Origin of the sequence: Pseudomonas lactucae, assembly GCF_016937615.1 — a bacterium.
Classification (GTDB): Bacteria; Pseudomonadota; Gammaproteobacteria; order Pseudomonadales; family Pseudomonadaceae; genus Aquipseudomonas; species Aquipseudomonas lactucae.
The window spans coordinates 1-24,591 of sequence record NZ_JAFHKI010000146.1; the positions used below are offsets into that span (position 1 = coordinate 1).

Consider the following 24,591-nt stretch of genomic DNA (forward strand, 5'->3'; position numbering starts at 1 on the left):
GCTTGCCCCCGATGGCAGCGCCTCGGTCTAAAGCGAAGCCAATTCGGTTTCAGTCTCTACAGGCACAACCGCCTGCAACCGCCGCATCTGCTCACACCCCCACAACACCCGCTCCGGTGTCGCCGGCGCATCGATCTGCGGCTGATGGCGATAATCCCCCAGGCTCGCCACGGCATCCTTGATCGCGCACCACGACGCAATCCCGAGCATGAACGGCGGCTCGCCCACGGCCTTGGAATGGAACACCGTGTCTTCCGGGTTCTTGCGGTTTTCCACCAGCTTCACGCGCAGGTCCAAGGGCATGTCCGCCACGGCCGGGATCTTGTAGCTGGCCGGGCCGTTCGTCATCAGCTTGCCCTTGTTGTTCCACACCAGCTCTTCCATGGTCAGCCACCCCATGCCCTGGATGAAACCGCCCTCCACCTGGCCGATGTCGATGGCCGGGTTCAGCGAGGCGCCGACATCGTGGAGGATGTCGGTGCGCAGCATCTTGTATTCGCCGGTCAGGGTGTCGACGAGCACCTCGCAGCAGGCCGCGCCAAAGGCGTAGTAATAGAACGGCCGCCCGCGTGACTGGCTGCGGTCGTAGAAGATTTTCGGGGTCTTGTAGAAACCCGTGCTCGACAGGGAGACTTGGGCGAAATACGCCTGCTGAATCAGTGCCTCAAAGGTCAGGATCTGCTCGCGCACGCGCACGTGGCCGTTATGGAATTGCACATCCGCTTCGCTGACGTCGTACTTGCGCGCGGCAAATTCCACCAGGCGCTGCTTGATGGTTTCGGCGGCGTTCTGGGCGGCCTTGCCGTTCAGGTCGGCGCCGCTGGAGGCGGCGGTCGGCGAGGTGTTGGGCACCTTGTCGGTGTTGGTGGCGGTGATCTGCACCCGGTCGATGTCGACCTGAAACACTTCGGCCACTACCTGGGCGACCTTGGTGTTCAGGCCCTGGCCCATTTCGGTACCGCCGTGGTTGAGGTGGATGCTGCCGTCGGTGTAGATATGGATCAGCGCACCGGCCTGGTTGAGAAAGCTGGCGGTGAACGAAATACCGAATTTCACCGGGGTCAGTGCCAGGCCTTTCTTCAGGATCGGGCTTTGGGCGTTGTACCGGCGAACCGCTTCGCGCCGCTCCGCGTATTGGCTGCTGGCCTCAAGCTCGGCGGTCATCTCTTCGAGCATGTTGTGCTCGACAGTCTGGTAATAGTGGGTGACGTTGCGGTCGGTCTTGCCGTAGTAGTTGGCCTTGCGCACCGCCAGCGGGTCCAGCGCCAGGTGGCGGGCGATGGCGTCCATCACTTCCTCGATGGCGACCATGCCTTGCGGGCCGCCGAAACCACGGTAGGCGGTGTTCGACGCGGTGTTGGTCTTGCAGCGGTGGCCATTGACCGTGGCGTCGCCCAGGTAATACGCGTTATCGGCGTGGAACATCGCACGGTCGACAATCGAGTTGGACAGGTCCGGCGAGCAACCGCAGTTGCCCGCCAGCTCCAGGTTGATGCCCTGCAGGCGCCCGCTGTCGTCAAAACCTACGTCGTATTCGATGTAGAACGGATGGCGCTTGCCGGTCATCAACATGTCTTCCACACGCGGCAGGCGCATCTTGGTCGGCTGGCCGGTGAGGCGCGCGACCACCGCACACAGCACGCGGGGCTGGCGGCCTGGGTTTCCTTGCCGCCAAAACCACCGCCCATGCGGCGCATGTCGACGACGATCTTGTTCATCGACACGTCCAGCACTTCGGCCACCAGTTTCTGCACCTCGGTGGGGTTCTGCGTGGAGCAGTAGACGATCATGCCGCCGTCTTCGGTAGGCATCACCGAGGAGATCTGGGTTTCCAGGTAGAAGTGTTCCTGGCCGCCGATGTGCAGCGTGCCCTGGATACGGTTTTTCGCCGCTGCCAGTGCGCCGGCCGAATCCCCGCGCTGGTGGGTGTGGCTGTCGAGCACGAAGTGTTTGTTGCGGTAGGCCTCGACCACATCCAGCACCGGTTCCAGGTCTTCGTATTCGATCACCGCAGCCATGGCGGCCTTGCGTGCGGTGTCCAGGTCGCGGGCGGCCACGGCCAGCACCACCTGGCCGACAAACTGCACGGTGTCGATGGCCAGCAGCGGGTCGCCGGGCAGCAGTGGGCCGATGTCTTTGAGCCCCGGTACGTCTTCGTGAGTAATGACGATACGCACGCCGTCGAAGGCGTAGCACGGCGCGGTGTCGATGCTGATGATGCGTGCATGGGCGCGGTCGGACAGGCGCGCATACAGGTGCAACTGGTTGGGGAATTCCAGGCGGTCGTCGATGTACTGCGCCTCGCCGCTGACGTGCTTGGCGGCGCTGTCGTGCCTGACGCTGCGACCGACCCCGGTGGTCAGGTCCTGGGCGAACAATTGGGCGAGTTCGGCCTGGGTTTTTTCCACGGCGTGATGATTAGACATAAGCGGTCACCCGAGTCTCGATGTGCGGCGTTTGCAGTTCGATGAAGTACTTGCGCAACAGGTTCTGGGCGCTGAGCAGGCGGTACTCCTTGCTGGCGCGGAAGTCCGACAGCGGGGTGAAATCCTCGGCCAGGGCGGCGCAGGCTGTTTCCACGGTGGCGGCGTTCCAGGTGGCACCGATCAGTACGCTTTCGCAGTGTTTGGCGCGTTTTGGCGTGGCCGCCATGCCGCCGAACGCCACGCGTGCATCGCTGATCACGCCGTTGTCGAGCTTGAGGTTGAAGGCCGCGCACACCGCCGAAATATCATCGTCCAGACGCTTGGACACCTTGTAGGCCCGGAACAGTGAATGGCCCTTGGGCACGATGATTTTCTCGATGAATTCGCTGTCCTGGCGGGCGGTGACGCGGTAGTCGATGAAGTAGTCTTCCAGCGCCAGCGTGCGGCGGGTCTCGCCCTTGCACAGCACGATCCACGCGCCCAGGGCGATCAGCAGCGGCGGTGAATCGCCAATCGGCGAGGCGTTGCCGATATTGCCGCCCAGGGTGCCCTGGTTGCGGATTTGCAGGGACGCAAAACGCTGCAGCAGTTCGCCGAAGTCCGGGTATTCGCGGTTGAGCGCCGCGTAGCAATCGGACAAGGCGTGGCGGCGCCGATTTCCAGGCGGTCGTCGAAGGTTTCGACGCGCTTCATCTCTTCAATATTGCCCACGTAGATCATCACCGGCAGCGTGCGGTGGAACTGCGTGACTTCCAGCGCCAGGTCGGTACCGCCGGCCAGCAGCCGCGCTTGTGGGTAGGCGTCATAGAGATCGGCCAGGTCGGCCACGGTGAGCGGCACCAGGCAACGCTTGTCGCCACTGTTGAGCTCGCCGGTTTGGGTCGGGGCGATGTCCTTGAGGCGGGCGATGGTCTGTGCCTGGCGGCTGTCGAACTGGTCCCGCGGTTTATTGCAGCAGGCTTGTTCGGCGGCGGCGAGGATCGGGCGGTAACCGGTGCAGCGGCACAGGTTGCCGGCCAGGGCTTCATGGGCTTTGGCGCTGTCGGGGGCGTCACTGTTCTTTTGCAGGGCAAACAACGACATCACAAAACCCGGCGTGCAAAAGCCGCATTGCGAGCCGTGGCATTCGACCATGGCCTGTTGCACGCTGTGCAGTTGGCCCTGGTGCTTGAGGTCTTCGACGCTGATCAGTTGCTTGCCGTGCAGGGACGAGACAAAGGTCAGGCACGAATTGAGGCTGCGGTAACGGATGTGCTCGGCGCCTTGATCGTCCGTATGCAACTCGCCGATCACCACGGTGCACGCACCACAATCGCCGCTGGCGCAGCCTTCCTTGGTACCGGATTTGCCCAGGTGCTCACGCAAATAGTCGAGTACGGTCAGGTTGGGGTCCAGGGCGTGCTCGCTACGGAGTTCCTGGTTGAGTAAAAACTGGATCACGGAAGGCCTCGCAGACTCATTATTGTTGTTAACCGCTTTGCGCCGAATCTAGTCATGTCTGACTTTTCGGTCAATTGTTTTCTGACTTAAGGGTCAAGAAAATACGCTCACAACACGTTCAATTATGGTTCAGTCTTCTGGAACCGGTGTTTTTGCGGGCTTGTACGCCTGAAACATTGCTTATTTCATGCCAAATTCGCCCCCGTGGGCGTAGCGCCATCAGCGGGCCAATGCGCTACACTGCCGCGCTTGTACCGATAGAAGATTTTGAAGGTAAAACATGACGTTCAAGGCGCCGGACAGTCTCGCCGAGCAAATCGCTCACCACCTCGCCGAACGCATCATTCGCGGCGATCTCAAGCCTGGGGAACGGATCCAGGAACAGAAAGTCACGTTGGCACTCAATGTCAGTCGTGGGTCCGTGCGCGAAGCCTTGCTGATCCTCGAACGCCGCCACCTCATCGCGATCCTGCCGCGCCGTGGCGCCCACGTCACCGAACTCACCGCGCACAAGGTGCAGAGCCTGTGCACGCTGATGAGTGAGCTGTACATCCTGCTCGGCAACGCGGTTGCCCTGGGTTGGCAGACCCAGGCCGACATGGCGCCGTTCGTGCAGATCCAGCAGCGGCTGGTGAGCAATTTCGAGCGCCAGGACATCCGCGCCTTTGTCGAAGAATGCTTCAATGTGATGCGCGCCGCGTATCCCTTCGCCAATAACCCGTATTTGCAGGAAACCGTCGAGAACCTGCAACCGGCGATGAACCGCGCCTATTACCTGGCGCTGGATCAGCGCAAGGCGTCCATGAGCGAGTACCTGGCGTTGTTCGAGCAACTGCTCGCCGCCGTGCTGGCCCGTGACCTGCCGCAGATCCGCCAGGTGCTGTCGGCTTATTGCCAGCGCAGCAGTTCATTGGTGATCGCAGCGTTGGCGGACGCCTAAGCGTGCGGCTCAAATGCATCAAGTTGGCGGGGTTCAAATCCTTCGTCGACCCGACCACGGTGAACTTCCCCAGTAACATGGCGGCGGTGGTCGGACCCAATGGGTGCGGCAAGTCGAACATCATCGACGCCGTACGTTGGGTGATGGGCGAGAGCTCGGCGAAAAACCTGCGCGGCGAGTCGATGACCGACGTCATCTTCAACGGCTCCACCAGCCGCAAGCCGGTGAGCCAGGCCAGCATCGAACTGGTGTTCGACAACTCCGACGGCACCCTGATCGGCGAGTACGCGGCTTACGCCGAGATTTCCATTCGCCGCAAAGTCACGCGCGACAGCCAGAACAGCTACTTCCTCAACGGCACCAAGTGCCGGCGACGCGACATCACCGATATCTTCCTTGGCACGGGTCTTGGGCCACGCAGCTACTCGATCATCGAGCAAGGCATGATCTCCAAGCTGATCGAAGCCAAGCCCGAAGACCTGCGCAACTTTATCGAAGAAGCGGCCGGCATTTCCAAGTACAAGGAACGCCGCCGCGAGACCGAAAATCGCATCCGCCGCACCCACGAAAACCTGGCCCGCCTGACCGACCTGCGCGAAGAGCTGGAGCGCCAGTTGGAGCGCCTGCACCGCCAGGCCCAGGCGGCCGAGAAGTACCAGGAATACAAGGGCGAGGAGCGCCAGCTCAAGGCACAACTGTCGGCCCTGCGCTGGCAGGCCCTGAACGATCAAGTGGGCCAGCGCGAAGCGATCATCGGCACCCAGGAAATCAGCTTCGAAGCGCTGGTGGCCGAGCAGCGCAATGCCGACGCCAGCATCGAACGCCTGCGTGACGGCCATCATGACCTGTCCGAGCGCTTCAATCTGGTGCAGGGCCGCTTCTATTCGGTGGGTGGCGATATCGCCCGCGTGGAGCAGAGCATCCAGCACGGCCAGCAGCGTTTGCGCCAGTTGCAGGACGATCTCAAGGAAGCCGAGCGTGCGCGCCTGGAGACCGAATCGCACCTGGGTCATGACCGTACCTTGCTGCTGACGCTCGGCGAAGAGCTGGACATGCTCACCCCCGAACAGGAAATCACCAGCGCCGCCGCCGAAGAAGCCGCCGCCGCCCTGGAAGAAGCCGAAACCACCATGCACGGCTGGCAGGAGCAGTGGGACACGTTCAACCTGCAATCGGCCGAGCCGCGTCGCCAGGCCGAAGTGCAGCAGTCGCGCATCCAGCAACTGGAAACCAGCATGGAGCGCCTGGCCGAGCGCCAGCGGCGGCTGCAGGAAGAGCGCGTGTTGCTCGCCGCCGACCCGGAAGACGCAGCGATCATGGAGCTGAGCGAGCAGCTCGCCGAAAGCGAAATGACCCTTGAGGAGCTCGAAGCCAGCGAAGAACAGCAAGTGGAGCGCCTGGAGCAACTGCGTCAGCAACTGCAACAGGCGACCCAGGCGCAGCAGCAGGCCCAGGGCGATTTGCAGCGCCTCAACGGTCGTTTGGCTTCCCTGGAAGCGTTGCAACAAGCTGCGTTGGACCCCGGTACCGGCACCGCCGAATGGCTGCGCGACCAACAGTTGGCCGAGCGCCCGCGTCTGGCTGAAGGTTTGAAGGTCGAGGCCGGCTGGGAGCTGGCGGTGGAAACCGTGCTCGGCGCCGACCTGCAAGCCGTACTGGTCGACGATTTTGGCGGTTTTGACCTGGCCGGGTTTGTCCAGGGTGATCTGCGTTTGCTCAGCCCCGCCGCCGATGGTGCGCGGGTGCCGGGCAGCCTGCTGGACAAGGTCGAGGCGGCGATTGATCTGTCGCCGTGGCTGGGCCAGGTCAAACCGGTCGAATCACTTGAGCAGGCCCTGGCCCAGCGCGGTCAGCTGGCGGCCGGTGAAAGCCTGATCAGCCGGGATGGTTACTGGGTCGGCCGCCACTTCCTGCGTGTGCGTCGCGCCAGTGAAGCAGAAAGCGGGGTGCTGGCCCGTGGCCAGGAAATCGTCAACCTGATCGCCGAACGTGAAGAGCGCGAAGCCACCCTGCACAGCCTCGAAACCGAACTGCAAACCCTGCGCGCCACCCAGCGCCAGCAAGAGACCGGCCGCGAACACCTGCGCCGGCTGTTGCAGGACGAAGCGCGCCAGCAGGGCGAATTGAAAGCACAACTGTCGGCCAGCAAGGCCAAGGCCGAGCAACTGACCCTGCGCCGCACGCGTCTCGACGAAGAAGCGGCTGAGATGGGCGAGCAACGTGCCCTGGAGCATGAACAGATCGGCGAAGCGCGCCTGCACTTGCAGGAAGCCCTCGACAGCATGGCCCTGGACACCGAGCAGCGCGAACTGCTGCTGGCCCAGCGCGACAGCCTGCGTGAACGCCTCGACCGTGTGCGCCAGGAGGCGCGGCAACACAAGGACCACGCGCATCAATTGGCGGTGCGTCTCGGCTCGCTGCGCGCCCAGCACGACTCTACGCGCCAGGCCCTTGAACGCCTGGAGATGCAGTCCGAACGCCTCACCGAGAAGCGCGAGCAACTGAGCCTCAACCTGGAGGAGGGCGAAGCGCCGCTGGAAGAGCTGCGCCTCAAGCTCGAAGAATTGCTCGACAAGCGCATGACCGTCGACGCAGAACTCAAGACCGCGCAAATCGCCCTGGAAGACGCCGACCGCGAACTGCGCGATGCGGAAAAACGCCGGACCCAGGCCGAGCAGCAATCGCAGTTGATTCGCGGCCAGCTCGAACAACAACGCATGGAATGGCAGGCTCTGACCGTGCGCCGCAAAACGCTGCAGGACCAGTTGCTCGAAGACGGCTACGACCTGCACGGCGTGCTCAATACGCTGACCGCCCAGGCCAACGAGAAAGACGCCGAAGAAGAACTTGAGCGCATTGCCGCGCGTATCCAGCGCCTGGGCGCGATCAACCTCGCCGCCATCGACGAATACCAGCAACAATCCGAGCGTAAACGTTATCTGGATGCCCAGGACGCCGACCTGGTCGAAGCCCTGGATACTCTCGAAAACGTAATCCGCAAGATCGACAAGGAAACCCGCAACCGCTTCAAAGATACCTTTGATCAGATTAATGGCGGTTTACAGGCGTTATTTCCAAAAGTTTTCGGCGGTGGCAGCGCTTACTTGGAACTGACGGGCGAAGATCTACTCGATACAGGGGTGACGATCATGGCGCGGCCTCCGGGCAAGAAGAACAGCACCATCCATTTGTTGTCCGGCGGCGAAAAAGCCCTGACCGCATTGGCCCTGGTATTTGCCATCTTCAAGTTGAACCCGGCGCCGTTCTGCATGCTCGACGAAGTGGATGCCCCGCTGGATGACGCGAACGTGGGACGTTATGCGCGACTGGTCAAAGAGATGTCCCAGACCGTGCAGTTCATCTATATCACCCACAACAAGATCGCCATGGAAATGGCTGATCAACTGATGGGCGTGACGATGCACGAACCGGGCTGTTCGCGTTTGGTCGCGGTGGATGTCGAAGAAGCGATGGCGATGGTGGAGTCCTGACCCGCGCTGAGAGAGAATTTTTTTGGCATGCCGTAGGACGATTTACCGGTCTGGCGAAAGTGGCAAATGGACATATTTGTTCAAGGCATTTTGACAGACGGTGTAAAGTTATCTTTGGTCGTGCTAGTTTAATGTCAATTTTTCGTGTGCGTGGGCAAAACGTCAGTCAGAACATAGAGTTGGCGCCACGTTTTAAAGCGGTTTGCACGGTGCTAAACCCCTTATTTTTCAGCATTTTTTATAGAGGCACGGGATTACATGGAAATCGGTCTGCGCGAGTGGCTGATCGTCATCGGCATTATTGTCATTGCCGGTATTCTTTTTGATGGCTGGCGCCGCATGCGCGGTGGCAAGGGCAAGCTCAAATTCCGTCTGGACCGCAACCTGTCCAACTTGCCCGACGACGACGGCAGCGCCGAGCTGCTGGGGCCGCCCCGTGTGCTGGACACCCATAAAGAGCCGCAGCTGGACGAGCACGACTTGCCGTCGATGAGCGCGCCGGTGCGTGAAGCCCGTGAACCGTCCACCAAGCGCGGCAAGCGCGCCGCCGCCGGCGTGGCCGAGCCGCATCAGGGCGACCTGAACCTCGACGTCGACGACGGTCCGAGCTTCAGCAGCCGCGACGATGATTTCCCGGATGAAAACGTCGGCAAGACCGCCAGCGCGTCGCGCCAATCGGTCAATGATCAGCCGGCCGCCGAAGAAGTGCTGGTGATCAGCGTGATCTGCCGCGACGCCGCCGGCTTCAAAGGCCCGGCACTGCTGCAGAACATCCTCGAGAGTGGCCTGCGTTTCGGCGAGATGGATATCTTCCACCGTCACGAAAGCATGGCCGGTAATGGCGAAGTGCTGTTTTCCATGGCCAATGCGGTCAAGCCGGGCACCTTCGACCTGGACGATATCGACCTGTTCAGCACCCCGGCGGTGAGCTTCTTCCTCGGCCTGCCAGGCCCGCGTCACCCGAAACAGGCGTTCGACGTGATGGTGGCCGCTGCCCGCAAGCTGTCCCAGGAACTCAACGGCGAACTCAAGGACGACCAACGCAGCGTCCTCACCGCCCAGACCATCGAACACTACCGTCAGCGCATCGTCGAATTCGAGCGTCGCGCCCTGACACAGAAACGCTGAGGTTTGGCCTCGAGCGTTGTCGATAGAATAAGCGCACCAACATTTGAGCAGCTTCGGCTGCTCTTTTGCTTTATGAGAGAACACCCATGACCGCCGCCCATACCCGCATCCTCGAACTGCGCGCTGAACTGGATCAGCACAACTACCGTTACCACGTGCTCGACGAGCCGAGCATTCCGGACGCCGAGTACGACCGCCTGTTCCACGAGCTCAAGGCCCTGGAGGCCGAGCATCCGGAGCTGGTGACGCGTGATTCGCCGACGCAGCGGGTCGGCAGTGCGGCGTTGTCGGCGTTCACCCAGGTGCGGCATGAGATTCCGATGCTCAGCCTGGGCAACGCCTTTGATGAAACCACGATGTTGGAGTTTGATCGCCGGGTCACCGAAGGCCTCGACCTGCCGGTGGGCGATCTGTTTGGTGGTGGCGCGGCGGTGGAATACAGCTGCGAGCCCAAGCTGGACGGCCTGGCGGTCAGCCTGCTGTACCAGGACGGCGAACTGGTGCGCGGCGCTACCCGTGGCGACGGCACTACCGGTGAAGACATCAGCGTCAACGTGCGCACCGTGCGCAATATCCCGCTGAAGCTGCACGGCACCGGCTGGCCGGCGACCCTGGAAGTACGCGGTGAAGTGTTCATGTCCAAGGCCGGTTTCGAGCGGCTTAACGCCTCGCAACTGGACGTGGGCGGCAAGACCTTCGCCAACCCGCGCAACGCCGCCGCCGGCAGCCTGCGCCAGTTGGACTCGAAGATCACCGCCGGCCGCCCGCTGGAATTCTGCTGCTATGGCATCGGCCAGGTGACCGCCGATATCAGCGACACCCATATCGGCAACCTGAAGCAGTTGCAGCAGTGGGGCATGCCCATCAGCCACGAGTTGAAGCTGGCCAAGGGTATCCAGGAGTGCCTGGACTACTACCGCGACATCGGCGAGCGGCGTAACAGCCTGCCCTATGAAATCGACGGTGTGGTGTTCAAGGTCAACAGCATCGCTTCCCAGCGTGAACTGGGCTTCCGTGCGCGCGAGCCGCGCTGGGCCATCGCGCATAAATTCCCGGCCATGGAAGAACTCACCGAGCTGCTCGACGTGGAATTCCAGGTCGGTCGCACCGGCGCCGTTACCCCGGTGGCGCGCTTGAAGCCGGTCAAGGTCGCCGGTGTGACCGTCTCCAACGCCACCCTGCACAACATGGACGAAGTCGCGCGCCTGGGCCTGATGATCGGCGACACCGTGATCATCCGTCGTGCTGGCGATGTGATCCCGCAGGTTGTGTCGGTGATCACCGAGCGCCGTACAAAAGACGCCCGCGCCGTGCAGATCCCCGAGAGCTGCCCGGTGTGCGGCTCTCATGTTGAGCGCACACAACTGGTCAAGCGCAGCAAAGGCAAGGAAACCGTCAGCGAAGGCGCGGTGTACCGGTGCGTCGGGCGCCTGGCCTGTGGCGCGCAGCTCAAGCAGGCGATCATCCATTTTGTCTCGCGTCGGGCCATGGACATCGACGGTCTGGGCGACAAGACCATCGAGCAACTGGTGGATGAAAAACTCATCGGCTCGCCGGCAGACCTCTACAAACTCAAATACGAGCAGATCATCGACCTGGAAGGTTTTGCCGACATTTCCAGCAAAAAGCTGATCACCGCTATCGAACACAGCAAGGCGCCAACCCTGGCGCGGTTTATCTACGCCCTGGGCATCCCCGATGTGGGCGAGGAGACCGCCAAGGTGCTGGCGCGCTCCCTGGCGTCCCTGGAGCGGGTGCGCAAGGCTTTGCCCGAAGTGCTGACGTACTTGCCTGACGTGGGCCTGGAAGTGGCGCACGAGATCCACAGCTTTTTCGAAGACAGCCATAACCAGCAGGTGATCGGCGCGCTGTTGTCGCCGGACGAATGCGGCCTGCAATTGCAGGACCAGGGCGAACTGAGCGCCGAGTTCGCCGCCAGCACCACCCTGGGCGGTTTGCTCGACAAGCTGCACGTACCCAGCGTGGGCCCGGGCGCCGCGCAGAAACTCGCGGACAAGTTCGCCAGCCTCGAAGGCGTGATCAAGGCCGACTGGCTCGACATGCGCCAGGCCCTGCCCGAGAAGCAGGCCAAGGCCGTACGCGAGTTTTTCGACAATGCCGACAACGCCAACCGCGCCCTGGCCATCGAGCAGCAGCTCAAGGACTTCGGCATGCACTGGCAGAGCGAGAAGAAAGTCGTCGAGGGCCTGCCCGAAGCCGGTCATACCTGGGTACTCACCGGTTCCCTGGAGTTGATGAGCCGCGACGTGGCCAAGGAAAAACTCGAAAGCCTGGGCGCCAAGGTCGCCGGTTCCGTGTCGGCAAAAACCCATTGCGTGGTGGCCGGGCCGGGTGCCGGTTCAAAACTGGCCAAGGCCAGCGAACTAGGCCTGAAAGTGCTGGATGAAGAGGCGTTCGTGGCCTTCCTGGCCAAGCACAACATTGCAGTGTGACGCGGTCCCCGTGGCGAGGGAGCCTGCTCCCGCCGGCTGCATGGCAGCCCCCAAAGAAAGGGGAACGATCCCAAGCCCCAAATGATCTAGTCTCAGTCACCCAGGGAGAGATCGCCATGTTCCGCTACTTCGAGCAACTCAGTTCGCGCATCGCCGCACCGTTCATGGCCGACACCTCGCGCAACAGCAAGGTCTGGCAGTGTCGTTGCGGCCAGTCGCTGTTCTTTCGCAACAGCCAGTGCCTGGCCTGTCAGGCGCTGTTGGGCTACCAGCCGCAGCCAAGCCGTTTGTCTTCGCTGCAACCCGGCCCCGTCGAAGGTACCTGGCTGCCAGACGACAACCTCGACGCAGGCGCTTTCCGTCGCTGCGCCAACCTCGACACCCCAGCCGCCTGCAACTGGCTGATCCCCGCGCATAGCACCGCAGCGCTGTGCGTGGCCTGCAGCCTCAACCGCACCATCCCCGATCTGTCGATGCCGGAAAACCACGAGCGCTGGCTCAAGGTAGAAACCGCCAAGCGCCGGCTGGTGGCGCAACTGATCAGCCTGGGCCTGCAAGTGGTGCCCAAGCGCGTTGACGAAGACACTGGCCTGGCATTCGATTTCGTCGGCGTTGACCTTGAGGGCAACGCGCCCATGACCGGCCACGCCAACGGCCTGATCACTCTGGATATCAAGGAAGCCGACGACGCCCACCGTGAAAAGATCCGTGTGCAGATGCGCGAGCCTTACCGCACCTTGCTCGGCCATTTTCGCCATGAGGTCGGCCATTACTACTGGGACCGTCTGATCGCCAATAGCCACTGGCTGGAGCCTTTTCGCCAGTTATTCGGCGATGAACGCGCCAGTTACGCCGACGCCCTCGACCAGCACTACCAGAACGGCCCGCGCCCGGACTGGCAACATACCTGCGTCAGCGCCTACGCCACCATGCACCCCTGGGAGGACTGGGCGGAAACCTGGGCGCATTACCTGCACATGATGGACGCCGTCGACACCGCATTGGGCTTTGGCATGAGCGCCCGCGAGATGGACCTGGATTACCAGCCGTTTCCTCTCACCACGCTCTACGACCCCGAGCACCCAGGCGGCCCGGCGTTCCTGTCGTTCGTCAACGCCTGGATCGAACTGGCCGGCATGCTCAACGAACTGTCGCGCAGCATGGGCCAGCCGGATTTCTATCCCTTCGTGCTGCCAACGGCGGTGATCGCCAAGCTGCACTTTATTCACCTGGTGATCCAGGAAGAGGGCGGAAGGGCAGATGAGGTGTTGCAGGCTTAGTGATGCGCCAATGTGGGAGGGGAAGCGGATGGCCGTGGCAAGTGCTTGAGCTCCTTCATATTTTTAATCCGTCACCAACGGTTGTAACTTCCGATCAGATCGGTACAATGGCGCGGCTTGCCGAGAGGCCAGCGTCGTTATGGTGACCCCATCGGTCCCCCCGCAACGATTACCCGTGAACCTGGTCAGAGCCGGAAGGCAGCAGCCACAGCGGGAACATTGTGTGCCGGGGTGTGGCTGGTGGGGTTGCCTCCATAACGCTCTCCCTGATTCACCCCCTCCAATCCAAAATTTCATACACGCTTTGCTGGCAACCGCTGCCCGCGAATGGATGTGTGCTATGCGCTTAACCCCATTACGGGCGGTACAGCGGGAAGGCCTCTATCACCGGTACTATTTCGCGGCCTGTCTCTATGGCGATTTCAGACGGGTTGCTCGGTTTTGGAATATTGCGCGCGTAGTGAAAAATAATGGTTTGGCCGCTGGCAGTGTCCTTGTAGTACTTGAAATAACTGATTTCAGAGAACTGTCCGTCCTTACGCAGTGCCGTGGGGAAAAACATCATCGAATAATCGATTCCGGTTTTATTGTCCGTCAGCAGGATCGCCGGCATGTTCGGGTTTTCCTGCTGGTGCAGCGCGATGGCGCGCTTGGCCAGGTCCAGCGGCTTGAAACGGTTAAATTCCGGAGCAACGACGGTGAAGTCCACCATTTCACTCCAGGCATCGATACTTTCTTGCGCAGGGAAAAACTCCCAGAGACCCGCTTTGTGGAATTTCAAAACGAACGTCTTGCCGGCGAACTCTACCGATTGGGTTTCGGCAATCGAAGGGCGTGACAGGTCGGGAGGCACAGGGGCTGGCGATGTGCAGCCGCAGAGTAGAGCCAAGACAGACAGAACAAGCAGTGTGGCTTTCATTTCAATCCTTGAAAGTGGGGCGAAAGGGCATTTTGCGCGGGTGACAATAGCCCAATGCGTGATCGAATACTGCGCGTGAATCAAAAAATCTACCTTTCGCGCGCCCACCCGTGAGGGTTCTTTCACAGGTTTTATATCTGCTTCTGGACAACGTGAAACCACCTTGTTAGTTTCCGCCAGCCACTTGTTTCAGCTTATGACAGGGGCGCCGATTTGATATTGAAGTGATATCACTTCTTTAACTAACAAGGATGTCTGTGATGAAAAGCCTGCAAGGTTTACCCCGTCTTATCAGTGCTTCGGTAGGCGCACCGGGTAAAGCCCGCAACTTGCCCTCCGATGTTCAGTGCGTCCAGTATCTGTTCAATTTGATCATTCCCAAGATGGGTTTTCCGCTGGCCGAAAATGGCAAGTGTGATGGTCAGTTGGTGCAGTGCATCAGTCAGTACCAGTTCCGCCATCTGAAGTACGCCCACCCCGATGGTGTGATCGACCCCACCGGTCGCACGTTCAACAGCCTGATCGAAGAAGCGGTGAAAGTGCCGGTCAAGGCCTTCCCGACCCAGCGCATCCCGACCTTTCTCAATGCCTTCGGCAACAACAACGGCGATGCGGTACAGGCCACGGTCAATGTGTACCTGGACCGTATGCGCGCGATGATCGAGGCCGAACGGCGTAACCGGCAACTGATGCTCCAGGCCACGTGCGACGGGGGCATGACCCTCAGCGAAACCGACTATCAGAACGCCGCCACGCAGCTGGGCAACGGTATCCCGGTGAATATCATCAAGGCCTTCGCCACCGTGGAATCCGGCGGACGCTCAGGTTTCGGACCGGCCAAGTTGCCGGTGATCGCGTTTGAAGGGCACTTGTTTCGCAAGTACACCAAGCACATTTACGACCAGGCGCACCCTCTGTTGTCTTACCCGTATGTGAAAAAGGCCGGGCCGCAGTGGCAGACGAACAACAAGGACCAGATCAAAGCCTGGGAAACCATGGCCACTGCGTTTGCCCTGGACCAGGAAGCGGCATTGATGTCGGCTTCGTGGGGCATGTTCCAGATCATGGGCTTCAACTTTTCGTCGTGCGGTTACAAAACAGTGTTTGAATTTGCGGCGGCGTTGAAAGTGAATGCCGGCAACCAGCTAAAGGCATTCCTCGGCTTTTGCAGCAAGAGCCCGGCGTTGATGAAGGCCATGAAGGCCAAGGACTTTACCGGCATGGCGCGTAACTATAACGGTGAGGACTACGGCAACTACGACGTCCTGATGAAGAAAGCCTACGAAAAACTTGAAGGGAAAAAATAGGATGATCCGTTTTCTAGCGATAGGTGCGTTGTCGTTGTGCGCCGTGGCACCAGCCATGGCCGGTTCGGCGGCGTTGCATTCGGGCAAGTATGAAGGGTTGATGCTGGCGGTGACGCCGGACCATCAGGTCGAAGGCTTCTATTCGGAATCAATGGGCGAGGGCGTCAGCCGCGGTTGCACGTTCTACCTGCAAGGCAAGCCTGGCGCGCTCACCACCTGGCTCGACAGCACCTACCCCGGCAGCGTGGCGCCTTCGTCGGATGGCGTGACCCTGACCGTGCAGGAAGGGCGTCAGCATCCCGGTTGCCTCAACGTCCTGATGCCGGAGATTGCCACCGGCCTGGACCTGACCCAGACCGCCAACAAACAGTGGATCGGCCTGGTCACCGTGTCGGCCGACAAGGCGTACCTGCAGAAAGCCCCAGGCGCCAAGGTCGCGAAACGCCCGTACATCGTCAAAAATGACGTGGTGGGTGTGTTGGCGTTCAAGGATGGCTGGGCGCAGGTGGAGTTCATCAACGCCGATGACCGTTCGTTCACTGGCTGGATCAGTCAGGATCAATACAGCCGTCTCGCCGTACCCACTGCTCAGAACTGAGTCATTTCCCCGCGCCGCTGTGTGCCAGGCACACAGCGGCGTTTTCATGTCCGAACTCAGTCTTTGTTACGGCCAAACAGCTTGCGCACCCCAGCAAGCAGCGCGACCACGCCAATCACCAGAAACTTCTTCGCCGCCAGCAGGAAGATGCCGATCTTGGCGAATAGCCCGGCTTTGGCGGCAATCCCGCCGGCTACCAGGGCTGCCAGGCCATAAGTGGCCAGCTTGTCGGTTTTCGGGTTGAAGTCGGTGTAGAGGTTGCCGTCGGTGAAGTTGGTAAAGGCCAGGACCTTGGGCAGTTCCTGCTTGATGGTCGGCAAATCGGCCATGGCCGCGACGGCGTTGAGTTCCAGCACGCCTTCACGACCCAGTACGCGGATGCTGTAGTTGAGTGTGTTCTGGTCGGCGTCGTCGGCTTTGAGCTCGCGCGCCCAGTACATCTTGTGGGAGGTGTCGTCGTAGTGCGGCGGTTCGGCCCAGCCCAGCAGGTGCAGGCCGGCATAGCCTTGTTTCTTGCGTTCCTGGTTTTCGGCTTCGTCTTCTTCCTGCATTTGCTTGAGCAGGTCGGCGTAGTCGATTTTCGCGGCGTCTTCGTCGGAAATATGCCCGTCGGCCTTGTAGCTGACGATCACGCCCCAGCCGCGCTCGGACAGAGGGCTGACCGCTTTGGGCACGATCATACCCAGGGTCTTGAAGCCCGGCGGGTTGCCCCAGCCATCGGTGAGCAGGCGTTCGGTGTCGGCGGGGTTGAGGTAGTAGAACTCATCGTTGAGCTTGAGCGTTGCAATGCCGCTGGGCAGGGTGACCGTGCCGGTCTGTTGCTTGAGTGACGCAAGAAACTGCTCGGCGGTCTCGGCGGGCGCACTGGCTTCAACCGGCGTAGCAGGGGCGGAAGCAGCAAAGGCGGGGGCGACAGTCAGGCTCAGCGCGGCTGCCGCCAGCAATCGGCGGAAGTAATTCATGGTAGTCCCTTACATTTTGAATTAATTTCGCGGGAGGATAACTGAAATAATCCGTTACAGGTTAGCCAAACGTCTCGCGCAGCAGCCCGGCAAACGCATCCCGCGCCAGGTGGCGCTGGGTGTCCTTGTGCCAGAACAGCAGGTTGTCGACGGCCTGCAATTCGTCAAACCGGTACGACGCCAGCTGATCGGCCTGCTCATAGCGGGCCAGGATGCCTTCCGGCGCCAGCGCCACGCCAATCCCGGCGCTCACACAACCAATGATCGTGCCCCAGCTGGCATAACTGGCGATGGTCGGCTTGAAGTCGTGGGGCTTGAGCCAGTTCTCCAGCGCCGCCCGGTAAGGGCAGCCCGGCGGCCACACCAGCAGGGTGCGGCCGGCGAGGTCTTCGGCACTGCGGATCGGCGCGCTGGAGGCGCTGGCGATCAGCACCAGGCGTTCGCTGTAGACCACACTGTGTTCGAGCTTGACGCGCTTGTTGCTGGCGGCCACCAGCGCGACATCCAGTCGATGGTGCTGCAGGTCATCGAGCAACTGGGCCCAGGCGCCAGTCACCAGCTCCAGGCTGACGTCGGGGTAGCGTCGGTGATATTCCGCCAGCAGCGGCGGCAGGCGGCCGCTGGCGCTGGACTCCACCGCGCCGATGCGCAAGGTCCCACGGGGAATGGCGGTGGCGTCCACCGCCCGCTTGGATTCGTCCACCAGCGCGAGGATGCGCTCGCAGTACTCCAGGAAGATCTCTCCGGCCGCGCTGATCGCCAGCCCGCGACCGGCGCGAATGAACAGCGGCGTGCCCAGCTCGCTTTCCAGCTGCTTGATGCGCGTGGTGATGTTGGACGGTACGCAGTGCAGTTGCAGAGCGGCCTGGGCCACGCTGCCGGTTTGCGCCACGGCTCGCACCATTTTCAGTTGGGCCAGTTCCATTGCTCAGTTCCGCTGATTTCAGAAGTCAGAAACACTTAATTGTCCTACTGCCTGCCGGGGCCAAGACTGACGGCATTCCTTGTCAGTTTCGGACCCCCTCGATGAATACCCCGTCACCCGTGAAGCTTACGCTAGTCATCGCCAGTGTGATCCTCTGCTGGGCCTTTTCGCCGACTGGCGTGCACATCGGCCTGCACAGCTACAACCCCGGTCAACTGGCGTTGCTGCGGTTCCTGATCGCCTCGGTATTCATGGGCGGGGTGGCACTGGTGATGGGCATTGGTCGCCCGTGTCTGCGGGATGTGCCGTGGTTATTGGTGCTGGGTTTTTTCGGCGTGTTCCTGCACCACATGAGCCTCAATGCCGGGCAGCAATGGGTAACGGCGGCGGCGTCCAGCGTATTGGCGCAGTCGGCGCCGCTGTTCAGTGTGCTGATCGCGTCTTTCTGCTTGAAGGAACGCGTCAGCGCCTGGCGCTGGAGCTGCGTGCTGGTGGGGTTGCTGGGGGTGCTGGTGGTGATGTGGGGCGACCAGGGCGTGGGCGATATCGACCCGCATGGCTTGCTGATCCTGCTGGCGGCGTTTTCGTGGAGCGTGTATTTCGCGATCCAGAAGCACTACGCCCATCGCTACAGCCCACTGACGATGGCGTGCTACATGGTGTGGTCGGGCACCCTGATGCTTGGCGTCAACCTGCCGGGCCTGCCTGCCGCTGTGGCACAGGCGCCGTTGGCGGATAACCTGGCGGTGCTGGCGCTGGGGATTTTCCCCAGCGCCTTGGCGTACCTGGCCTGGGGCTATGTGCTCAAGCATGTCGAGGTCAGTCGTGCGACGGTGGCGATGTACCTGATCCCGCCGGTGGCGATGGTGATAGCCGCGACGCTGCTGGGAGAGCACATTGCCCTGCAGGTGGTGCTCGGCGGGGTGATTGTGCTGACCAGCGTGGCGGCCATCAGCCTGGAGCGGCGCTGGCGCTCAGTCGTTCAGGCTGAACGCACGCAAGCGGTGACCGTCGGGGTCCTGGGCGACGAAGGTGTAGCCAAAGTCCACAGCGGTCGGTGACTGGAGGATCGGCGCGCCGCGCTCAACCCATTGATCGTGCAGCGCCCGCACGGCGGCAGCGTCAGCCAGGGCAAAGCCCACTTCGCCCCCACCGCCGGTGGCCTCGGCGGCCGGCTGCACGGTGTGGCGCGACCACAGGCCCAGCTTCACGCCGTTGTCGAGTATGAACAGGGCAAAGGTCGGATTGAGCTCCACGGGTGGCTTGTCCAGCAGGCGGCTATAGAAGTTGGCACTGGTGGCCGGGCTGTCGACATACAGCAGGAAGTAATGGGCGAGGGTGTTCATGCAGGCTCCTTGGGAACGGACGTTGAGTGGCGCCGAGTTTATAAGGTGGCCCTGTCAGTTCTTGTCAGGAGTGTGCAGCGGCACCGGATCCTCGCCGGTGTACAGCTTGATGATGTCGTCGATTTCGCCGGACCTCTTCATCTGCAGGAGCGTGCGCAGAATCTGTTGCACCGGCACGCTCGGGTCATTGCGCACGAGGCAGCCGAGGTCTTGCTCGTCAATCACGGCCACCTTGTGCAGCCGGTGGCGACCGGCATTTTCTGGTTGAAGCGGTCGATGATCCATTCGTTGCTCGCCGCGTAGGTGTAACGCCCGGCCGCCAATTTGTGCAGCACTTGTTCTTCGCTGCGCGCATCGTCCCGGCTCAACTGGCCGCTGGCGAACAGCGGATCGAGGATGGCGTAGCGGTAGTTGAGCACCGTGCCGATCGACTGGGGTGCCAGCTTGAGCACCTGTACCGGCTGGCTGTGGGCGCTGACCAGCACATTGCGCTGCACCATCAGCGGCACACTCCAGATGTAATCGCCCGACAGGTCATCGACCCATGACGGCGTGACATAACAGCGCACATCGATTTCGCCATGGGCCATGGCCGTAGCGATGCGTGCGCGTGCAAGCACATGGAATTGCGCCGGATGGCCCACGTGGGTGGCCAGGCTCGACATCAGGTCATACAAAATACCTTGGGTGGGCCGGCCATTATCCAACTGCACCATGGGCATCGCCCAGCTGTCGGAAACCGAGAAACGCAGCGGCGCGGGCGCCGCGAAGCTTGCCGTGGTCATCATCCATAAAGCGCCCAGGACTACGCGCATACACTCTCCGGGTTCAGGCCCTTGCCGGGCCACTGCGCAGAGCTTAGTCAGATTAGACGAGCGTGCCGGATGCAATTTCCCCCTTGCTCCGCTAGCATTACCGGCTTCCGCTTCCCAGTTGCGACGGTTTTCGATGAGTTATCAGGTTCTTGCACGTAAATGGCGCCCGCGCTCGTTCCGCGAAATGGTCGGCCAGACCCATGTGCTCAAGGCTCTGATCAATGCCTTGGACAGCCAACGGCTGCACCACGCCTACCTGTTCACCGGTACGCGCGGGGTGGGCAAGACCACCATTGCGCGCATCATCGCCAAATGCCTGAATTGTGAAACCGGTATCACTTCGACGCCTTGCGGCACCTGTTCGGTGTGCCGGGAGATCGACGAAGGGCGTTTCGTCGACCTGATCGAGATCGACGCCGCGAGCCGCACCAAGGTCGAAGACACCCGCGAACTGCTCGACAACGTGCAGTACGCCCCCAGCCGTGGCCGCTTCAAGGTCTACCTGATCGACGAAGTGCACATGCTGTCCAGTCATTCCTTCAACGCCTTGTTGAAAACCCTGGAAGAGCCGCCGCCCTACGTCAAATTCATCCTGGCCACCACCGATCCGCAGAAGCTTCCTGCAACGATTTTGTCGCGGTGCCTGCAGTTCTCCCTGAAAAACATGACCCCCGAGCGCGTGGTCGAGCATTTGACCCACGTGCTGAGCGTCGAGAACGTACCGTTTGAAGACGACGCGCTGTGGTTGCTCGGCCGCGCCGCCGACGGCTCGATGCGTGACGCCATGAGCCTCACCGACCAGGCTATCGCCTTTGGTGAAGGCAAGGTCATGGCCGCCGATGTGCGCGCCATGCTCGGCACCCTCGACCACGGTCAGGTGTTCGACGTGCTGCACGCACTGATCGAAGGTGACGCCAAGGCGTTGCTCGAAGCCGTGCGCCACCTGTCGGAGCAGGGCCCGGACTGGAACGGCGTGCTCTCGGAAATCCTCAATGTGCTGCACCGCGTCGCCATCGCCCAGGCCCTGCCGGAAGGCGTCGACAACGGCCATGGCGACCGCGACCGCGTGTTGGCCCTGGCCCAGGCGTTGCCGGCCGAAGACGTGCAGTTCTACTACCAGATGGGTCTGATCGGCCGCCGCGACCTGCCGCTGGCGCCCGACCCGCGTGGCGGTTTCGAGATGGTGCTGTTGCGGATGCTGGCCTTCCGGCCTGCAGACTCGGCCGATGCACCGAGGCAGCCGCTAAAGCCAGTGGGGATCAGCCAGGCCACAGTTGATTCCGCCAAACCAGTGGCTGGCGCGGCGGTGATTGCGCCAGTGGTCGCTGCGCCTGCGCCTGCCCCGGAGCCTGCGCCTGTCGCAGCGGCGCCGGTGGCCGAGCCGGAACCGGTTATCGAGCCCGAGCCGGTCGTGGACCTGCCATGGAACGCCCCGGTGGAAGCCGAAGTCGAGCCCGAACCCGAGCTGCAGCCCGTTGTGGAACCCGTGCTGGAAACCAGCGGCGAGCAGCCCGAGCTGACACCGATGCCCGCGCCCACCCCCGACAGTGTCGTGCCCGCCGCGCCGGAATGGGTATCCGCGCCGCTGCCCGAGCCGACCGTGGCCCAGGTAGACGCGGCCACGCCGGGCATCGACCTCGATGACGACGAGCCGCCGCTGGACGAAGACTACATCGAGCCGGACATGGATTCGGCCTACAGTTACCTGGACGAGCTGGCCAGCGAACACGCCGCCGAGCCTGCGCCCGAGCCCGAGCCTGAACCCGCCGCGGCCCCCGCCACCGGTCTGGCGTTGCAGTGGCTGGAACTGTTCCCGAAACTGCCGATCTCCGGCATGACCGGCAGCATCGCCGCCAACTGCACGCTGATCTCCATCGAAGGCGACCATTGGTTGCTGCACCTGGACCCGGCCCATAGCGCCTTGTTCAACGCGACCCAGCAACGTCGACTCAACGATGCCTTGAACCAGTACCACGGGCGTACGTTGACCATCGCCATCGAACTGATCAAGCCTGAGCAGGAAACCCCGGCCCAGGCCGCCACGCGCCGGCGTATCAATCGTCAGCGCGAGGCTGAGGATTCGATCCATGGCGATCCGCTCATCCAGCAAATGATGCAACAGTTCGGCGCGGTCGTGCGCCCGGATACAATTGAACCTGTCGAAGCCCCGGTGCCTCAGGCGTCCTGACACCGGGCTACTTACTTGATCCACGTACTTTTGAGGTGATTTCCATGATGAAAGGTGGCATGGCCGGCCTGATGAAGCAGGCGCAGCAGATGCAGGAAAAGATGGCCAAGATGCAGGAAGAACTGGCCAACGCTGAAGTTACCGGTAAGGCTGGTGGCGATATGGTCAGCGTGGTGATGACCGGTCGCCACGACATCAAGCGCGTGAGCATCGACCCAAGCGTGCTGCCAGGCGTGGGTGAAGATGATCTGGAAATGCTCGAGGCGCTGTTCGCCGCAGCCGTCAACGACGCCGTGCGCAAGATCGAAGCCAACAGCCAGGAAAAAATGGGTGGCGTGACCGCCGGCATGCAACTGCCGCCGGGGATGAAGCTGCCGTTCTGATCGAGCAGCGTCAGCTAGACTCCAATGCCAGGCCCAGCGCCTGGCATTTTTTTGTCACCGCTCCCCCCGCAGCTGCCGAGTCGAACCTGTGCGTCTCTGGCGGTGTCTGCACTTGAGGCTATTGAAATTTCGATCATTGTTAAAGGAGCCCCGTGATGCCTCAAGAATTGACCCTGAACCAACGCATCGTGCTGGTCTCACGCCCCCAGGGCGCACCCTCCCCGGAGAATTTCCGCCTGGAGCGCGTCACTCTGCCGGAACTGGCGGACGGCCAGGTGCTGCTCAAGACCCTTTACCTGTCTCTCGACCCCTACATGCGCGGACGCATGAGCGATGCACCGTCCTACGCGGCGCCGGTGGAAATCGGCGAGGTGATGACTGGTGGCGCTGTCAGCCGTATCGAACAATCGCGTAATCCGAAATTCGAAGTGGGCGACCTGGTGGTCGCGGCCACCGGCTGGCAGAGCCACAGCATTTCCGACGGTCGTAACCTGATGCCGGTGCCCCAGGGCTTGGCCAGTCCTTCCATGGCCCTGGGTGTGCTGGGCATGCCGGGCATGACCGCCTATATGGGCCTGACGGACATCGGTCAACCCAAGGCCGGCGAAACCCTGGTGGTCGCGGCGGCATCCGGCGCGGTGGGCTCGGTGGTAGGGCAGGTGGCCAAGCTTAAGGGCTTGCGTGTCGTCGGGATCGCTGGCGGCGCCGAGAAGTGCCGCTATGTGGTGGAGGAGCTGGGCTTCGATGCCTGTATCGATCACAAGAGCGCCGAATTTGCCCATGAGCTGGCGCAGGCCTGCTTCAAGGGTGTGGACATCTACTTCGAGAACGTCGGTGGCAAGGTGTTCGACGCGATCGTGCCGTTGCTCAACCCCAAGGCGCGCGTCCCCCTGTGCGGGCTGATTGCCGGCTACAACGCCCATGAGGCGCCCAGCGGCCCTGATCGCTTGCCGGCGTTGCAACGCACCTTGCTGACCAAGCGAGTGCGCATCCAGGGCTTTATCGTGTTCGACGACTACGGTGATCGCCAACCCGAGTTTCTCAGCGCCATGGCGCCCTGGGTGCGCGAAGGCAAGATCAAGTTCCGCGAAGACGTGGTCGATGGCCTGGAGCAGGCCCCTGAAGCCTTTATCGGTTTGCTCGAAGGGCGCAACTTCGGCAAGTTGGTGGTACGGGTCGCGCAGGATTGAGCATTTGACGCTAATCCGAGGCGCGGGTATAAACCGCGTCTCGTTGTTTTGTCGGACCTTTCGCCCATGAGCTTCAGCCCCCTGATTCGCCAACTGATCGACGCCCTGCGCACGTTGCCGGGCGTCGGCCAGAAAACCGCCCAGCGCATGGCGCTGCAACTGCTGGAGCGTGATCGCAGCGGCGGCACCCGGTTGGCCCAGGCCCTGAGCCAGGCCATGGAAGGTGTCGGCCACTGCCGCCAGTGCCGCACCCTCACCGAAGAAGAACTCTGCCCGCAATGCGCCGACCCGCGCCGCGACGACACGCTGCTGTGCGTGGTCGAAGGACCGATGGACGTGTACGCGGTGGAGCAGACCGGTTATCGCGGCCGCTACTTCGTGCTCAAGGGCCACCTGTCGCCACTGGACGGCCTGGGCCCCGAAGCCATCGGCATACCGCAACTGGTGGCGCGGATTGAAGAGCAGGGCACCTTTAGCGAAGTGATCCTGGCCACCAACCCCACGGTGGAAGGTGAAGCCACGGCCCACTACATCGCCCAATTGCTGAGCAACAAAGGCCTGATCACCTCGCGTATCGCCCATGGCGTGCCGTTGGGGGGCGAGTTGGAGCTGGTGGACGGCGGCACCCTGGCGCACTCATTCGCCGGTCGCAAGCCGATCGCACTCTAAAGAACACCGCAGTACCCAATGTGGAAGGGGGCTTGCCCCCGATAGCGAAGTGTCAGGCAATGCATTGCTCACTGATCCACCGCCATCGGGGGCAAGCCCCCTCCCACCATTTGACGGTGTTCGCCATCAAA

Annotated in this window: 16 protein-coding genes, 1 other RNA gene and 3 pseudogenes; 13 read left to right on the top strand and 7 right to left on the bottom strand. The window is 61.9% G+C overall.

Going from position 1 to position 24,591, the window contains the following annotated elements; all coding sequences use genetic code 11:
* Positions 1–27: 27 nt before the first annotated feature.
* Both xdhB and xdhA read right to left on the bottom strand, forming a co-directional pair.
* Positions 28–2,426, bottom strand: a pseudogene (xdhB, locus tag JWR98_RS23805) (xanthine dehydrogenase molybdopterin binding subunit).
* A pseudogene (gene xdhA, locus JWR98_RS23810) lies at positions 2,419–3,866 on the bottom strand (xanthine dehydrogenase small subunit). Before xdhA ends, xdhB begins: the two co-directional pseudogenes overlap by 8 nt.
* A gap of 280 nt (positions 3,867–4,146) precedes the next feature.
* On the opposite strand from xdhA, the gene JWR98_RS23815 reads away from it, so the two are divergent.
* The 6 genes from JWR98_RS23815 to ffs all read left to right on the top strand — a co-directional run bounded on the left by JWR98_RS23815 (position 4,147) and on the right by ffs (position 13,404).
* Positions 4,147–4,806 (top strand): GntR family transcriptional regulator, encoded by a 660-nt coding sequence (locus tag JWR98_RS23815; RefSeq protein WP_003175494.1) that lies wholly within the window; start codon positions 4,147–4,149, stop codon positions 4,804–4,806.
* 2 nt (positions 4,807–4,808) lie between these two features.
* Entirely contained in the window at positions 4,809–8,297 is a 3,489-nt protein-coding gene (smc, locus tag JWR98_RS23820) for a chromosome segregation protein SMC (RefSeq protein WP_078734225.1), read from the top strand.
* A 258-nt stretch (positions 8,298–8,555) separates the two neighbouring features.
* Positions 8,556–9,425 carry a cell division protein ZipA gene (gene zipA / locus JWR98_RS23825; RefSeq protein ID WP_078734224.1) on the top strand — a complete coding sequence of 290 codons (870 nt, stop codon included), beginning with the start codon at positions 8,556–8,558 and terminating at the stop codon, positions 9,423–9,425.
* 86 nt (positions 9,426–9,511) lie between these two features.
* Complete coding sequence (gene ligA, locus JWR98_RS23830) at positions 9,512–11,878, top strand: NAD-dependent DNA ligase LigA (protein ID WP_078734223.1); 2,367 nt, start codon at positions 9,512–9,514, stop codon at positions 11,876–11,878.
* A gap of 116 nt (positions 11,879–11,994) precedes the next feature.
* Positions 11,995–13,158, top strand: coding sequence for a zinc-binding metallopeptidase family protein (locus JWR98_RS23835; RefSeq protein WP_205491366.1), 1,164 nt, complete (start codon positions 11,995–11,997; stop codon positions 13,156–13,158).
* Between the two features lie 149 nt (positions 13,159–13,307).
* Positions 13,308–13,404, top strand: an RNA gene (gene ffs / locus JWR98_RS23840) — signal recognition particle sRNA small type.
* A 109-nt stretch (positions 13,405–13,513) separates the two neighbouring features.
* On the opposite strand, the gene JWR98_RS23845 is transcribed toward ffs, so the two are convergent.
* Complete coding sequence (locus JWR98_RS23845) at positions 13,514–14,077, bottom strand: hypothetical protein (protein ID WP_078734221.1); 564 nt, start codon at positions 14,075–14,077, stop codon at positions 13,514–13,516.
* Positions 14,078–14,337: 260 nt separating this feature from the next.
* Here JWR98_RS23845 and JWR98_RS23850 point away from each other — a divergent pair, with 260 nt between their 5' ends.
* Together JWR98_RS23850 and JWR98_RS23855 are read left to right on the top strand one after the other, a co-directional pair.
* A complete protein-coding gene (locus tag JWR98_RS23850; protein WP_078734220.1) occupies positions 14,338–15,384 on the top strand; it encodes an N-acetylmuramidase family protein in 1,047 nt (348 codons plus the stop codon).
* Between the two features lies 1 nt (position 15,385).
* The gene (locus JWR98_RS23855) at positions 15,386–15,982 is read left to right on the top strand and encodes a hypothetical protein (protein ID WP_078734219.1); all 597 of its coding nucleotides are present in this window, start codon (positions 15,386–15,388) and stop codon (positions 15,980–15,982) included.
* Between the two features lie 56 nt (positions 15,983–16,038).
* Here JWR98_RS23855 and JWR98_RS23860 read toward each other — a convergent pair whose 3' ends face one another.
* Positions 16,039–16,944 carry a DUF2167 domain-containing protein gene (locus tag JWR98_RS23860; RefSeq protein ID WP_205491368.1) on the bottom strand — a complete coding sequence of 302 codons (906 nt, stop codon included), beginning with the start codon at positions 16,942–16,944 and terminating at the stop codon, positions 16,039–16,041.
* 61 nt (positions 16,945–17,005) lie between these two features.
* On the bottom strand, positions 17,006–17,869 hold the full coding sequence (locus tag JWR98_RS23865) for a LysR family transcriptional regulator (protein WP_078734217.1): 864 nt from the start codon (positions 17,867–17,869) through the stop codon (positions 17,006–17,008).
* A gap of 101 nt (positions 17,870–17,970) precedes the next feature.
* Between JWR98_RS23865 and JWR98_RS23870 the strand changes: the two genes are divergently transcribed.
* Positions 17,971–18,930 (top strand): DMT family transporter, encoded by a 960-nt coding sequence (locus tag JWR98_RS23870; protein ID WP_205491371.1) that lies wholly within the window; start codon positions 17,971–17,973, stop codon positions 18,928–18,930.
* Here the strand turns inward: JWR98_RS23870 and JWR98_RS23875 are convergent.
* Together JWR98_RS23875 and JWR98_RS23880 are read right to left on the bottom strand one after the other, a co-directional pair.
* Complete coding sequence (locus JWR98_RS23875) at positions 18,844–19,215, bottom strand: VOC family protein (RefSeq protein ID WP_078734215.1); 372 nt, start codon at positions 19,213–19,215, stop codon at positions 18,844–18,846. The genes JWR98_RS23870 and JWR98_RS23875 overlap by 87 nt on opposite strands.
* A 54-nt stretch (positions 19,216–19,269) precedes the next feature.
* Positions 19,270–20,030: pseudogene (locus JWR98_RS23880) on the bottom strand (substrate-binding periplasmic protein).
* Positions 20,031–20,163: 133 nt separating this feature from the next.
* Between JWR98_RS23880 and dnaX the strand changes: the two are divergent.
* From dnaX to recR, 4 genes are all read left to right on the top strand, one after another.
* Positions 20,164–22,218: a DNA polymerase III subunit gamma/tau gene (gene dnaX / locus JWR98_RS23885; RefSeq protein ID WP_205491373.1), complete on the top strand. Its 2,055-nt coding sequence runs from the start codon at positions 20,164–20,166 to the stop codon at positions 22,216–22,218.
* 44 nt (positions 22,219–22,262) lie between these two features.
* The gene (locus JWR98_RS23890) at positions 22,263–22,601 is read left to right on the top strand and encodes a YbaB/EbfC family nucleoid-associated protein (protein WP_003175481.1); all 339 of its coding nucleotides are present in this window, start codon (positions 22,263–22,265) and stop codon (positions 22,599–22,601) included.
* A gap of 155 nt (positions 22,602–22,756) precedes the next feature.
* Entirely contained in the window at positions 22,757–23,791 is a 1,035-nt protein-coding gene (locus JWR98_RS23895) for an NADP-dependent oxidoreductase (RefSeq protein WP_205491375.1), read from the top strand.
* Positions 23,792–23,857: 66 nt separating this feature from the next.
* Positions 23,858–24,460, top strand: coding sequence for a recombination mediator RecR (gene recR / locus JWR98_RS23900; protein WP_042945124.1), 603 nt, complete (start codon positions 23,858–23,860; stop codon positions 24,458–24,460).
* Positions 24,461–24,591 lie beyond the last annotated feature (131 nt).